This is a genomic window from Methanosphaera sp. (genome assembly GCF_022768985.1).
GTDB lineage: Archaea > Methanobacteriota > Methanobacteria > Methanobacteriales > Methanobacteriaceae > Methanosphaera.
This window is the reverse complement of sequence record NZ_JALEKL010000004.1, coordinates 209,485-223,942: the sequence shown is the minus strand read 5'-3', so window position 1 is coordinate 223,942 and position 14,458 is coordinate 209,485. Positions and strand designations below refer to the sequence as shown.

The 14,458-nt window shown below is 30.1% G+C and carries 13 protein-coding genes; 5 read left to right on the top strand and 8 right to left on the bottom strand.

Going from position 1 to position 14,458, the window contains the following annotated elements; all coding sequences use genetic code 11:
* Positions 1-5 precede the first annotated feature (5 nt).
* On the top strand, positions 6-587 hold the full coding sequence (locus MRZ80_RS02295; RefSeq protein ID WP_292535800.1) for a hypothetical protein: 582 nt from the start codon (positions 6-8) through the stop codon (positions 585-587).
* A 469-nt stretch (positions 588-1,056) separates the two neighbouring features.
* On the opposite strand, the gene hjc is transcribed toward MRZ80_RS02295, so the two are convergent.
* The 7 genes from hjc to MRZ80_RS02260 form a co-directional block, all read right to left on the bottom strand.
* Positions 1,057-1,467 (bottom strand): Holliday junction resolvase Hjc, encoded by a 411-nt coding sequence (gene hjc, locus MRZ80_RS02290; RefSeq protein ID WP_292535798.1) that lies wholly within the window; start codon positions 1,465-1,467, stop codon positions 1,057-1,059.
* A 296-nt stretch (positions 1,468-1,763) separates the two neighbouring features.
* The gene (gdhA, locus tag MRZ80_RS02285; RefSeq protein WP_292535796.1) at positions 1,764-3,098 is read right to left on the bottom strand and encodes an NADP-specific glutamate dehydrogenase; all 1,335 of its coding nucleotides are present in this window, start codon (positions 3,096-3,098) and stop codon (positions 1,764-1,766) included.
* A 365-nt stretch (positions 3,099-3,463) separates the two neighbouring features.
* Positions 3,464-4,597: an AAA family ATPase gene (locus MRZ80_RS02280; protein ID WP_292535794.1), complete on the bottom strand. Its 1,134-nt coding sequence runs from the start codon at positions 4,595-4,597 to the stop codon at positions 3,464-3,466.
* 29 nt (positions 4,598-4,626) lie between these two features.
* Positions 4,627-5,526, bottom strand: coding sequence for an FAD-dependent oxidoreductase (locus MRZ80_RS02275; protein WP_292535792.1), 900 nt, complete (start codon positions 5,524-5,526; stop codon positions 4,627-4,629).
* A gap of 252 nt (positions 5,527-5,778) precedes the next feature.
* Positions 5,779-7,680, bottom strand: coding sequence for a Glu-tRNA(Gln) amidotransferase subunit GatE (gene gatE, locus MRZ80_RS02270; protein WP_292535790.1), 1,902 nt, complete (start codon positions 7,678-7,680; stop codon positions 5,779-5,781).
* A 21-nt stretch (positions 7,681-7,701) separates the two neighbouring features.
* Positions 7,702-9,015: a Glu-tRNA(Gln) amidotransferase subunit GatD gene (gatD, locus tag MRZ80_RS02265; protein ID WP_292535788.1), complete on the bottom strand. Its 1,314-nt coding sequence runs from the start codon at positions 9,013-9,015 to the stop codon at positions 7,702-7,704.
* A 298-nt stretch (positions 9,016-9,313) separates the two neighbouring features.
* Positions 9,314-9,775, bottom strand: a complete 462-nt coding sequence (locus MRZ80_RS02260) for a universal stress protein (protein WP_292535786.1) — start codon at positions 9,773-9,775, stop codon at positions 9,314-9,316.
* 248 nt (positions 9,776-10,023) lie between these two features.
* Here MRZ80_RS02260 and MRZ80_RS02255 point away from each other — a divergent pair, with 248 nt between their 5' ends.
* From MRZ80_RS02255 to hemA, 4 genes are all read left to right on the top strand, one after another.
* Positions 10,024-10,758: a tRNA-dihydrouridine synthase gene (locus tag MRZ80_RS02255; RefSeq protein ID WP_292535784.1), complete on the top strand. Its 735-nt coding sequence runs from the start codon at positions 10,024-10,026 to the stop codon at positions 10,756-10,758.
* 182 nt (positions 10,759-10,940) lie between these two features.
* Complete coding sequence (locus MRZ80_RS02250; protein WP_292535783.1) at positions 10,941-11,426, top strand: methanogenesis marker 9 domain-containing protein; 486 nt, start codon at positions 10,941-10,943, stop codon at positions 11,424-11,426.
* Positions 11,427-11,545: 119 nt separating this feature from the next.
* On the top strand, positions 11,546-12,193 hold the full coding sequence (locus MRZ80_RS02245) for a bifunctional precorrin-2 dehydrogenase/sirohydrochlorin ferrochelatase (RefSeq protein WP_292535781.1): 648 nt from the start codon (positions 11,546-11,548) through the stop codon (positions 12,191-12,193).
* A gap of 92 nt (positions 12,194-12,285) precedes the next feature.
* Positions 12,286-13,473: a glutamyl-tRNA reductase gene (gene hemA, locus MRZ80_RS02240; protein WP_292535780.1), complete on the top strand. Its 1,188-nt coding sequence runs from the start codon at positions 12,286-12,288 to the stop codon at positions 13,471-13,473.
* Positions 13,474-13,610: 137 nt separating this feature from the next.
* Here hemA and MRZ80_RS02235 read toward each other — a convergent pair whose 3' ends face one another.
* A complete protein-coding gene (locus MRZ80_RS02235) occupies positions 13,611-14,375 on the bottom strand; it encodes a GTP cyclohydrolase IIa (protein ID WP_292535777.1) in 765 nt (254 codons plus the stop codon).
* Positions 14,376-14,458 lie beyond the last annotated feature (83 nt).

Below are 14,458 nucleotides of genomic sequence, written 5' to 3'. Positions count from 1 at the left end.
TAGTAATGGTTAATAAATCCAAAAATATTAGACTCCCTGAACATACACATAGAATTTTAGATGGTTTAGAAGAAGAATTTGATATTAAAACTTCTACTTTTCTAATAAAAGCTACAGAAAGTTTAATTCCAGAATTTTATAGAGATGAAAAAATAGAAATTGAAGTTTTAAAAAGATCTAATGAAGAATTAGACAATGATATTAATGAACTTGAAAATCTATTGAAACATAAAAGAGAAAAAAGAAAACTTAATAATATCAAAATAAAAGAATTAGAATCTAAAATTAATAAAACTCCAATTGTTTATAAATATACAGAAAATGAGATTAAAGAAATTATCAAATATCTTCATAAAGAAAATAAATTAAACCGTGACCATGATAAAAAAATTGGAAAAACTGGAGGAAAATCTCTCCACCAACTAGCAAAAAGTATGTCTAAAAGTAAACATGTAGATTTTTATATCGTATGGAATATTGTAGAACTTATTATTGATAATAAAATTACAGTTGAAGAAGTTCTAAAAAAACCTATTCATAAAATTGATGGAATAGATCCTAATTTATTAAAATCAATATTTCACTAAATTATTTTTTTTTACTTTTTTTTAAAATGCTACCAATTTCAAAAATTATTTTACATAAAATGGTAGCAATTAGTGATAGCAGGTAGCACCTACCCACTGCTATCAGGTAGCAGTTTCATTTTCAGATTTGAAAAGGTATCCCCCTAAAATTTAATTTTTCATTTTATAAAACATTTAAATAATATATAATTCATAAAAAATATCATATATAAAATTTTAATTTACTTTTTCTTTTAAATACTAATGATAAATTTCATTTCAATCAATTTCAAAAAGTAGGGTATACTTTCGTTTTGAAGATATCAAAGTGCTACATGATAGCACCCACTCACTGCTACCAGGTAGCAACAGGTGGTAGCAATTATGTTTTCATAAAAGTTATAATTGGTTGCAGCTAATTTTATCTAAAAAAAATAAGTTAGAGTATTATGTATACTCATGTGTCCTTCTACTTTTCATGTGGTGGTGATTATAATAGTTTAGTTTGCTTGCTTTCTTCTATCATTTCATCAAAGTCTATTCCTTTTGTGAATGCAAGTTCTTGATTTACTCGATAGTTGTTACTTGGTGTTATGTGTAAGTCTTCTAGTTTTATAAATCTCCATGGTTTTCGTATAAACTTTGCACCAATGTATGATTTTGATCCAAATATTTTTGAAAATTCTTTTAGATTTGTAATTTTTTCATTGTCAATGTATATGTGTTCAAGACGTGATGATTTTACCTCTATTGCAAGATATAGTTCTCCATTTCCTGCAAGTACATCAGGTAGTGGTCTTTTTGTTGCACCTCCACTTGCTGGTGCTCTCATTGCTGCAAATCCCACATCCCATAACATGTTAACTAGGTCTCTTTCTTCTTTTGAACCTGTTTTACTCATAATATTATAATCCTTTTAAGTTTTTAATTTTATATAAAAAAATTAGTAGTATTTTTTTTTTATTTTGTTAATGTTTATTATTTCTATTAAAAAAAGAGTAAATATTTTTTTATTTACATAAAAAAAAATGAGAGATCAAATTTGTAATTTTTATAATGTAATTTATTTAATGTAATTTATTTAAGAAAATAGTTTTAGTTTTTAGGTGTTTATGTAGTAAAGAGTTGTAAAAAAAGAAGTTATGATGAGAGAAGTTCTCATCATTGACCTTGTTTCTTTTTCTAAAATTTCTGTGATTAAACGATTCCTTGTGCTTGCATTGCATCTGCAACTTTTTCAAATCCAGCAACGTTTGCTCCGAGTACGTAGTCGTTTCCTGCTTCGTATTTGTCACAGCTTGCTTCGATTTGTGCGAAGATGTTTTTCATGATGTTTTGTAGTCTTGTATCTACTTCTTCAAATGTCCATTGTAATCTTTCTGAGTTTTGGCTCATTTCAAGTGCTGATACTGCTACTCCACCAGCGTTTGCTGCTTTTGCAGGACCGAAGAGTACACCTTTTTCTTGTAAGTATTTTGTTGCATCGAGGGTTGTTGGCATGTTTGCTCCTTCTGCTACTGCGATTGTTCCGTTGTTAACGAGTGTTTTTGCATCGTCAAGTGTTAATTCGTTTTGTGTAGCACATGGTAAAGCAACATCTGCTTCAATTTCCCATACTCCTCTACCTTCGTGGTATTCTGCGGATGGTCTTTCGTCTGCGTATGCAGTCATTCTTTCTCTTCTTACTTCTTTGATGTCTTTAAGTAAAGCTACATCGATTCCTTCAGGATCGTATACCCAACCAGTTGAGTCTGATGCTGTTACTACTTTTGCTCCTAATTGGTGAGCTTTTTCAATTGCATAAATAGCTACGTTTCCTGCACCTGATACTGTTACGGTTTTTCCTTCGAATGATTCGTTGTTTGCTTTTAACATTTCTTGTGCGAAGTATAATAATCCGTATCCTGTTGCTTCTGTTCTTGCAAGGGATCCACCGAAGTTTAATCCTTTACCTGTGAGAACTCCTTCGTATTGTTTTGTGATTCTTTTGTATTGTCCGTATAAGTATCCGATTTCGCGGCCACCTACACCGATATCTCCTGCAGGTACATCTTGATCTTGTCCGATGTGTCTGTATAATTCAGTCATGAAACTTTGACAGAATGACATGATTTCACGGTCTGATTTACCTTTAGGATCGAAGTTTGATCCTCCTTTTCCTCCACCAATTGGAAGTCCTGTAAGTGCGTTTTTGAAGATTTGTTCGAATCCTAAGAATTTAATAATTCCTATGTTTACTGATGGGTGGAAACGAAGTCCTCCTTTGTATGGTCCAATAGCATCGTTGAATTGTACACGGTAACCTGTGTTTACTTGTACTTGTCCTTCATCGTCTACCCATGGAACTCTAAATTTAATTTGTCTTTCTGGGTTTGCTAATCTTTCAAGAAGTGCATCTTTTCTGTATTGTTTTTCATTTGCTTCTACAGCTACTTCGATTGATTTGTAAACTTCGTTTAATGTTTGGTGAAATTCTGGTTCACCTGGATTTTCTTTTGTAATTTTGTCAATTACTTCATCAACATAAGACATAATCTTTTGCTCCCTTATAATTTTAATTTTTGTATTTATAATATATTTTTGTAGTTATAATTTTAATCTAGAAGATAACACCATTGTGTGGTGTTTCTAGTCATGTTTAACACAAATTTCAGAAAGAGATTTCCGACCTAAGTAGGAAAAGTGTTTCCGTTAGATAATGGTTTATAATAAGTTATATATAATGTTTTTGTATTTTACTTAAAATTAGTCGGAACTAAAATTTAGTTGAAAAATTAATCAATCGGAAAAAATTATTCTATGAAAAAATAAAAAATTATAACTTATAACTTAAAACTTATAATAACTCATAATATAAAAAAAAGAAAAAAAGAATAGAAAAAAATACTCCTAAATACTCATGTAAACATAGTATCAGCAGGAGATCTGATCTCTTTTTTACATTGACTTATTGCATAATCAATATCAGCATCTGAAATATAATCATGATCTTCAATAATAGCCTTATGAAGTGCAACTTTTAAAACCTTCTCCTTAATATCACGACCAGAGAACTTCTTAGTTTTCTCAACAGTTGCCTCTAAATTAAATCTACAATCAACAGGAAGAGTCTTCATATAATTTCTAAATATTTGACGTCTTTCATCACTATTTGGAAGTGTAAATTCAATCTCCTCTTCAAAACGACTTCTAAATGCATAATCAAGCATGTTAGGATTGTTAGTAGCACATATTGTAATAACACTCTCATTATCATCAATACCACCCATCTCAGTTAAAAGAGCATTAACAATCTCTGTAACATCACCACGAAGGGATTGATACTTACGCTCAAGAGCAATAGCATCAATTTCATCAATAAATATGACACAAGGCTTTATCTGACGTGCCTGTTCATATAAATCATGAATCTGATTTGCACCATCACCAACATGATCACCAATTAAACTAGTTGCCTTAATCATACGAATTGGAACATCAAGTTCTGATGCAAGAGCCTGTGCAAGCATGGTCTTACCAGTACCAGGAACACCATAAAATAATATATTTTTAGGAGCCCAACCCTTAAATTTATCAGGATCCTCAAGGTACTTTGTAATAATACGACTCTTATTTTTAGCCTTAGTTTGTCCAATAACATCATCAATTTTAAATTTACGTTTTGGAACAGCAACCTTAGATTTACTATCATTTGATGAAATTACAAGAACAGATGTATTATTTGTAATAGTTGAATTATCAGGACGTACATCAGCAACACGGAATGCAAAATCCGGGATGAGCTTCTGATCAAATATAAACTGATCCTTATGAACCCTATATCCACCCCACTGTTCATGTGCATACATTTCAAATAATTCCTTATTTGTAACTTTAATATCTGGAGTTTCAATATAACTACTTTCTATAGGAAATCCCACAGGTTCAAGTATTACAAACTTTGCCTCTTTTCTATTTTTATTAATTTCATACATTATCTGATTTTCATTAAGATATCTGCCATCCATTCTATTACCACTAATTATAATCAACCTCCTATCATATTTTAATTACACATTAACTAAATTAATGAATCAATCTTTGAAATTGCAACAGCACCCTGAGCTTCTGCAACAATAATCTGTTTTATTCCACCTGTAACATCACCAACTGCAAAAATACCATCAGTTGATGTTTGCATATCACTATCTACAATAATATATCCATTATCATCACATTTAATATTACAATCAACTGCAAGTTGATTATTTGCATCATGACCTATTGCAACAAATAAAGCTGCAACATCAACTGTTTCATCAACACCAGTTTTCTTATTATGAATTACAACAGATTCAAGCTTTGATGAAGCATTAATTGCTTTAACTTCACTATCCCAGTAAACCTTAATTCCTGCCTCTTTAATGTCAGATTTTAATTTACCATCACAACGAAGCTCATCACGTCTGTGCACTATTGAACAATTAACACCTATACGATTTAAGTATAATGCCTCTGTTGCAGCAGAATTTCCTCCACCAACAACAAGTACTTCACGACCAATAAAAAATCCACCATCACAAACAGCACAGTATGATACTCCACGACCAGTATATTCATCGATATGTTCAACATCAAGGGTTTTATACTTTGTACCTGTTGCAAGAATTACAAAGCGTGTATTTAATACTTCATCATCTACTGTAACATTAAATGTATCATCACTATTTTTTGTAATATCTTCAACATATGCAAATTCCCGTATTTCACAGTACTTACTTGCCTGAGTTGTAATCTTTTCTGCTAAATCCATACCAGCTATTTCATCATATCCTGGATAGTTTTCAATAAGAGGTGCTTCATTTACAGTTCCACCACTTTGTGCTTCATCAATAATTATAGTTTTAAGTGCTGAACGTCCAGCATATATTCCTGCTGTAAGACCTGCAGGTCCTGCTCCAACAATAACAACATCATACATAAAAAAATAAACCTCCAAATAAAATATTTTCTTTCTTAATCCATATTAATAATTAAAAAAATTTAAATTTACTAAATTATCATCTAATTCTACTTTAATTTTTGCTATCTTAATAAAATTACTTTATTATATCTTATATAAATAATCTAGAAAAAAGATAGCTATGCAACTATAAATATATTAAAAGAAAAATAAGAAAAAGATGTAAAAATGGGGGGGGGGAGATGAAACTGGGATTTGTAAATAATATAATTATCCATTTACAATTGCAAGAATTTCATCTTTAATAATATTATTTACAGTTTGACCATCAGCTTTTCCTTTAAATTTAGCCATAGCCTTACCCATAAGAGGACCCATTGCTCCCATTCCTCTTTGAGATATCATATCTTTATTTTCTTCAATAATTTCAACTATTGCAGCTTTTACCTCATCATCTGATAATTTTTCAAGATTATTATCTTTTACAGATTGTTGTGGTGAAACTCCATTACATGCATCTTTAAGAATTACCTCTGTTTCTGCTGCTGATATTACATCATCATCTACAAGTTTAAAGATTTCAACAAGTACATCTGCTGTAAGTTTTTCAATATCAAGACCGTCACGTTTTAAGTCTTTTATTGTATATACAATATCTGATGCTATTTTTACACTATCCATTTGTGGTAGTTGTTCTTTAATTTCCTCAAATAGATCTGCACGATTTCTTGATACAAGTTGTGATGCAAGATCATCACTTAGATCATATTGTTTTTCTATACGTTCTTTTTTAATGTATGGAAGTTCTGGTAGATCTGATGCAATTGCCTCAACACGTTCATGGTCAATAATTTCTGTTGGAATATCAGTTTCCACATACATTCTACTTGCAGTAGGGAGTGGTCTTAAATACTCTGTATTTCCATTATCTAATGCTTTTCTTGTCTGTTCAGGAACTCCTTCAATTGATGCTTTTGCACGTTTTATTACCTCATTTAATGCATTTTCTGCTTTTTGTGGTTCTGCACCAACAAGTATGAATGCATCATTATCACCAAGTTCTAGGTGTTTGCGTATTGCATCAACTTCATCTTGTGTTACACCATATGCTGGTAGTTCATCTGTATGGAATAGTCCATTAACTCCCATTTTCTTACCATGTTCTGAGAATTCTGTTCCAAGACGTTTTCCTGGCTGGATTTCACGTCCAATAAGTGAATCAAATCCAAAGAGTCTTATTGCAAGAACTTTTGCATCAGCACATCCTTCAAATATTGACTTAATAACTTTTGATTCAGTTTCTGCGAAGAATTCTGTTACATCATAGATTTCATCATCAACTGATGCATTACGTTTTTGTAATTCTTTACTTATATCAATAAGATTAAGTTGTCTTTGTACCTCATTTTCTACCATTGTTGGCATTAAGTCAAGATCTTGTACACCTTTAATTTCTACTCTTGCACCTTCTGCAATTGAGATGTTTAAATCCTGTCTTATTGTACCAAGACCTCTTTTTACTTTGGTACTTCTTAGAATTTGTCCTATCTGGTATGCTACCTCTTTAACTTGTAGTGGATGATGCATATCAGGTGATGTTGTAATTTCAGCAAGTGGAATTCCAAGTCTGTCAAGTCTAAATACTATTTTTCCATCCTCTTCACCAATTCTACGTGCAGCATCCTCTTCAAGACCAAGTGTTTCTATTGTTACATTTCCATACTGTGTTTCTACATATCCATCTGTTGCAAGAATACCAGTTCTTTGGAAACCACTTGTGTTACTTCCATCAATTACCTGTTTTCTCATTGTGTGGAATTCATCAACAACACGCATATGCATAAGTGATGCAAGTACTATTGAAATATCTACAGCTTCCTGATTTAGTGGTGCTGGTGGTTCTTCATCAGCTTCTACAAGACAGGTATGATGATTGTATGCTTCATATACAAATTGTAAGTTACGTTGTGATTCTTCATATGCTGCTCGATCTATTTCACCAAGTTCACTCTGTGTTGGTCTAAGTCTTCTGTAAAGTCTTAGTTCTGGTTCTTTATCTGTTAGATGGTTTGGACATCTACAGAAGAGTTTTTCTTGACTGTCAAGTTGTTGGTGAACTTCAAGTCCCATTTTTAAGCCTAGTTTTTTATAATCAAATTTATCTTCTGACAATTTAAAGACAACCCCCATATCTTAGTTTCTAAAGTAGTTTTGAGATAATGTATCTTTCATTTCTCCTTTAAGATTTGTCTGCATAATAGAGCGTATTTCAGCTATATCATCAGTTTGTCCTGCTGCCCATAGGAGTTTTGTATATGCTGTTTCTGTAATCATATCTCCTACTGGTATTACATTGTTTTGTAATAATCTTCTTCCACTACTATATACATTTAAGTTTGTATGTCCATAGACACACTGTGATGTTATAACAACTGGTATTTTTTCATCATTTGCACGTGCAATACTATCATATAAGTTATCAGAACAATGTCCAAGACCTGTTCCTTCAATAACAATACCATCATATCCATTGTCTATGTAGAGGTCAAGTACTTCTGTTTCAATTCCTGGATACATTTTAACAAGTGCAACTTTATCTGCAAGATTATTATTTAATGCAAGTTCTACTGATCCACGTTTGTTATATGCAACTTCTTCATCATACATTCTTAGTTTTTGATTTTGAACTTTTGCAAGTGGATCCATATTTATGCTTCTGAATGTGTCACGACGTGATGTGTGCATTTTACGAGCATTTGTTCCACGAATAACATTACAGTATGAATCATCTTCTGTTGCATGCATACATATTGCAACTTCTGCAATGTCTGATTTTGCAGCAACAAGTGATGATGTAAGATTCATAAATGCATCAGATGATGGTCTATCTGAACTTCTCTGTGCACCTGTAAGTATAATTGGTACTGGTGTATCTATCATAAAACTAAGAGCTGATGCTGTGTAGTGCATTGTATCTGTTCCATGTGCTATAATTATACCGTCTGCACCATTATTTATTTCATCATAGATTGATTCTGCTGTTTTCATCCAGATTTCTGGTGTCATATTTTCACTGAGAATATTAAATATTGCCTCAGCATTAATATTTGCATAATCTACAAGTTCTGGTGTTGCACGAAGTAGATCATCTGCTGTAAATGCAGGGTGTACAGCTCCTGTTTTATAATCAATTACACTTGCAACAGTACCACCAGTTGATAGTATTGTTACATTCATTTTATCATCAGATAACTGTTTATCTACAGCATCAAGTTGAATATTAGGTTTTTCACCATCTGCTATTTTTTCAACTTTTGCTTCTTTAATATCAGTTCCAATGTTATATCCACTATCAAGTTTTATAATAATAGTATTTTCATCTGAATTATCAGGCTTTTCAAGTAGCATTCCTTCATATTGTATGTCTGGTTTTATTATAGAAATTCTATCTCCAACTGTAATATTTGATGCATCTAGAAAGTCTTTTAGATATCCTTCATATACCAAGTTGTTTCCTCCCTAAAAAAGTAAGTCAATTGTATAATTAATATTTCATCTTTTTCTAAAAACAAAAAAATGGGTATATTTTAGAAAAGATTTAGAAAAATTTTCATATTAAAATAAAATTTTTAAATTAAGTTTAAATTTATTATGTTATATGTATAGTTTTTATTGTTTTTATTTCTTTGTTAAAATAGATGTAGAAAATAACATAATTATTAGAAATTTTTATTAAAAAAAAATATAGGTAAAAAGTGGGGGGGATGGAATTTGTGTGTTTAATTAATTTTTTATATCTTAAATTCTAGTATCCATTAGGAATTACAAGTACTGGTACTTTTGAATGTCTTACTGTTTTTTCTGTTACACTACCAAGTAAGAATCTGTCAATCATGTGTTTTCCACTACTTGCCATTACTACAAGGTCTACATCTTTTTCTTCTGATATTTTAAGAATAACATCAGCAGCATTACCTTCCATTGTTAAAGTTTCAATTTTAATTTTACCAGGTTCAATGTCTAGTTCTTCTTCATATTTTTCAATGATTTTTTCTACTCTGTGTGTTACTCTTTTACTTTCACGTTCAAGAACTATTTCTGTATCTGTAATTAATTCTTCTTCAGGAAGTCCAGATAAGTATACACTATCTACTACATTTAAGACTAAAATTTCAGAGTTTTCATCGTTTGCCATGTTTACTGCATGTATAATTGCTTTTTCTGAATTTGCTGATCCATCTGTTGGTAATAAAATTTTGTCATACATTTAAAAAACCTCTTTTATATTTTTTTGATTTTAACTATTAATTATTATATTTAATTATATAAAAATATTTTATTAAATTTTATACTTTTTTCAATAAATTAACAATATTCTATAAAATATCTAAGCTTATTTATATAGGAGGTGTACTTCCTACTTCCCATTTATAGATATTAATTTATGTTATGAAAAACAAATTTATATATATAGAAAGCTATTTTTTATTAAAAACTAATAAGGATTATTTTATTATGAATATGATTGCAGCAATGGCGGGAATTACAGATAGTAACTTTCTAAAACAATACATGAAAGATAACATTGATATTATTACACTTGGAGGATATAGTTGTGATAATGAAACATATAATGCTGCTAGAAAAATTGTAGATCGTGGACGTTGTGAATTCATAGTTAAACCTGAAGATCTTGCAGATCACATCAACTGTGAAGTTAACAAACTACGAAACTACAAACCAAAATGGAAAGGTAAAATATGTGCAAATATTCGTGCAACTAATCCTGAATCATTTAAAAATCTAGATAATTGCAATGTTGACATCATAGAAGTTAATGCTCACTGCAGACAACCTGAAATGATTAAGGCAAAAACTGGACAAACACTACTAGGTGACATAAAACGTCTTGAAGCAATAATTGAATATGTATGTGATAATCTTAAATGTGAATTATCTTTAAAGATGCGTGCAAATGTAGATAATATAGATACAATTGAAATTATAGAAATGCTTGAATCATATCCTATCCAATACATTCATATTGATGCAATGAAACCAGGTGTTATGATGGCAGACTTAGATATAATAAATACAATAAGTAATATTACATCAAAACATTTAATTGGAAACAATTCAGTAAAAACACACAAAGACTACATAAATATGATAAATAGTGGAGCAGACTCAGTATCAATTGCACGTGCTGCAGTTAATTGTGATATTGATGAAATATTTAGGATTTCTTAAGTTTTATAAAATTTAAATACATAAAACTATAGAGAATTTTGTATATAATATATGAAAACATATATAATAATAAGTGAAATTTCTTATTAGAAGAAAATAAATTGAAATTTAATAAAAAAAATATAATACTAAAAAATAAACTATGTTTTTAACTAAAAAAAAATTATTATGGAGTGAATATAATGGGATGGGATGATGCACCAGCACATGTATGTAAAGGAGGAGATGCAAGAGGACTAGCATTTTGCTGTCCACCAGTAAAACCATGTCCAATACATAACAAACTTGCAGAAATAGGACTAAGTCCACAAGAATTTATACAAATAAAAGAAGACTTTGCTAAAAAAACAGAACTAGGACAGGGAGCTGCAACATGTTTCGGATCACTAGTATGGTGTTGTAAAGCTTCAAAACCATGTCCACTAAGAGATTCACAACTTGCATCTCTTGGAATATCACATGATAAATACATGGAACTTAAAAAACAATTAGCAGATGAAATACTAAAAAAAGCTAACATAGAACAAAAAGTTGAATATTCAGATGATGACCTAAAATCACTTGCTGAAACATTTAATATAACAATTGATGAAGCAAAAGCAGCACTTGAAGATGCAGGTAATGATCTTAAAACTGCAATTAAAAAATTAAGATTAAAAAATTTATAAACTGAATATTAAAATAAAATTTAACCACCAATTTTCTTTTTTTCAACCTTTTTTTATAAAAAAACAATAATTTATAAAACAAACTATATTAAAAATTAAAACTAAAAAAATGATTAATTATGGCATTAACATCATTATTTCTAGATATGAAAGATAAAAATGTTCTCATTGTAGGTATGGGATCAGTAGGTATTAGACGTTCAAGACGATTTATTGAAGCTGAAGCAAATGTTTACATCGTAACAAAAGATGTCGATAATGACATTAAAGATGAACTTATATCAAAAGGTGCTAAGTTTTATAGTAATGATCATCTTGATGAACTCATTGAGATGTGTGATCTTGTTGTTGTTGCAACAAGTGATCATGAACTTAACAATGAAGTTGCATATAAAGCAAAAGATAAACTTATTAACTGTGCAAGTGACACATCAGTAAGTAATGTTATTGTACCATCAACATTTGAGATAGGCTCTGTAATTGTATCACTATATACAAATTCTAAAAGTCCTCTCATGGCAAAGGCATTACGTAAAAAGATTCAAGAAACTATTACACCAGCTGATATTCTTAATATTGAACTTCAAGAACATCTTAGAATTCCACTTAAGGAAAATATACAATCACAACTTGATCGTAAAAAGTTTATGGAAATAATAAAAGATAATGCTGAAATTCAAAGCCTCCTGGATGCAGATAAACTTGATGAGGCTATTAATCTTGCAGATGAACTTCTAAGCAAATACATAATAGAAGTTCGTAAGTAATAGAAAATAAAAAATACTAAAAAAACAATATATATTATATAATATGGATTATTTTTTTAAATTAAAATTATATGAATGGGGATTAAACTAAAATGTTAGTAAATATACGCATAGATTTTAAAATTGCTGATATTGAAACAATGGAAGCATCATATGCTAAACTTGACATGATAAATGAAGAGTTGCATGAAAAATTAAATATACTAGAAGAAGTTACACTTAAAACATGTAATAGGTATGAAATTTACTTAATTGTAGATAAACAAGTTAACATTCCAACAACAACATTTATTGTAGAAAAAGATGACATTGCAATAAATCACATACTCAGACTTGCATCTGGTCTTGAATCAATGATCATGGGTGAAGATCAAATTCTTGGACAGATCAAAACAGCACGTAAAAATGCTATAAAAAACAATACAATAGGACCTAAACTTGAAAAGTTATTTACAAAAGCAATACATGTAGGACAATCTATACGTAAAAATACACATATTAATGAAGGTGGAGTATCAATAGGTAGTGGTGCTGTAGAGCTTATTGAAGAAAAGTATGGATCACTTGAAGGTAAAAATGTTCTAATTATTGGTGCAGGTGAAATGGGTACAGTTGTATCAAAAGCATTACTTGAAAAAGGTACAAATGCAATTGTAGTTGCAAATAGAACATATGATAAAGCACAGACACTTGCAGAGGAACTTGAAGGAAAAGCTATAAGATTTGATCAACTAGATGAGGCATTTTCTCAAATTGATATTGTAATAAGTGCAACAGGAGCACCTCATCCTATCATTACAAAAGAAAGAATTGAAAATCTTGAAGCTGAACATCTCTCTAATATGATTATGATTGACCTTGCAAATCCTCGTGATATTTCAGAGGAAGTTCGTGATCTTAATGTGAAACTATACAACATTGATGATCTCAGATACATTACAGATAAAAATAAGGAAAAAAGAGTTCAAGAAGCAATAAAAGCAGAGAAAATCATTGAAGAGGAAACTGTTCTTCTTAAAGATAGCCTTAAGGAAATGGAAATTACACCAATTCTTTCATCATTAAATATCCAGGCTGCTAAAATTAGAAAACAAGAACTTGAAAAAACAATGCATATGCTAGATCTAGATAAGTCAGATGCTAAAAAAGTTGAAAAACTAACACAAAGTATAACAGATAAACTTCTCTTTGATGTTATACAAAATCTTAAAATTGCAGCAAAAAATGAGGATCAAACAACAATTGATGTTGCAAAGAAATTACTAATAAATGACAACTAAAAAATAAAGTTTTAGATAATAAAACTTCCCCTCCCTATAAAATACCCTTTTTTTATAAAGAATTATTATTAAATTTTCAGTTATATTAAAAAAGAAAATAGTAAAAAAAAGATGGTGGTTATATTTTGATGATACATTCAGAGATCTTTTTCATATAATACTTCTACTGAATCATCCACTGTTTTTGCACGAATATCTTCAAGACCAATATCTGCTAAATCTGCTGCTTTTGCTGCCTTTGTTGCACGTCCAATACCAGCCTTTAGAGATACATTTGTCTTTTCATCTACACGTTTTAGAAGATCACGAAGTTCATCTTCACTTATACCATTTGATGGTGCCATATAATTATCTCCACCTATGAAGAAACATAATCCACCAGCCTTATTTAACTCAACCATAAGTTCATATAATACTTCATATACCTTAATTGATGTGTCAAATGCTGTTTCTATATCAGTAAGAGATCCTGTAATATCATCAATATCAATATGTGCAATTTGTACTGTTGAATCATCATCTTCAACTAATGAATCAATATTTAATACTTCACAACGTTCAGAGCTCTGTGCTCCTCCACCATTTTGAATCATTTCAGTTGCAATTTTCTGTGCTTCTGCTGCAGTTTCAGCTGAACCTACACCCATACTTATTGTTATTGGATAACGATTTCTTATTGAATCCTGAATTAGTTTATGATCATCATAATCCATACCATTACTTACAGCAATCAAGTTATCAAATCTATTGAAAAAAACAATACCTCCATGAGCTCCAAACTCACGTTCTAAATCTCCATATAATCTTGATTGTAATGCTTGTAAATCTGGTTCTGTTCTTGGTGTTGGTGTTACAGTCCAAGGTCCATAATTATCTATTTGAATCAATGTAATTTGTATCATTCAATCACTTTATTAGTTATTATAAAAAAAAATAAAAAAATAATTTCTTATATTATATTCCAAATTTTTATTTTCATTGTTTA

Bases quoted from the DNA above. Each gene is read 5' to 3' on its own strand.
- MRZ80_RS02295 (WP_292535800.1), top strand. From the start codon at position 6: ATGGTTAATAAATCCAAAAATATTAGACTCCCTGAACATACACATAGA.
- hjc (WP_292535798.1), bottom strand. From the start codon at position 1,467: ATGAGTAAAACAGGTTCAAAAGAAGAAAGAGACCTAGTTAACATGTTA.
- gdhA (WP_292535796.1), bottom strand. From the start codon at position 3,098: ATGTCTTATGTTGATGAAGTAATTGACAAAATTACAAAAGAAAATCCA.
- MRZ80_RS02275 (WP_292535792.1), bottom strand. From the start codon at position 5,526: ATGTATGATGTTGTTATTGTTGGAGCAGGACCTGCAGGTCTTACAGCA.
- MRZ80_RS02260 (WP_292535786.1), bottom strand. From the start codon at position 9,775: ATGTATGACAAAATTTTATTACCAACAGATGGATCAGCAAATTCAGAA.
- MRZ80_RS02255 (WP_292535784.1), top strand. From the start codon at position 10,024: ATGAATATGATTGCAGCAATGGCGGGAATTACAGATAGTAACTTTCTA.
- MRZ80_RS02250 (WP_292535783.1), top strand. From the start codon at position 10,941: ATGGGATGGGATGATGCACCAGCACATGTATGTAAAGGAGGAGATGCA.
- MRZ80_RS02245 (WP_292535781.1), top strand. From the start codon at position 11,546: ATGGCATTAACATCATTATTTCTAGATATGAAAGATAAAAATGTTCTC.
- hemA (WP_292535780.1), top strand. From the start codon at position 12,286: ATGTTAGTAAATATACGCATAGATTTTAAAATTGCTGATATTGAAACA.
- MRZ80_RS02235 (WP_292535777.1), bottom strand. From the start codon at position 14,375: ATGATACAAATTACATTGATTCAAATAGATAATTATGGACCTTGGACT.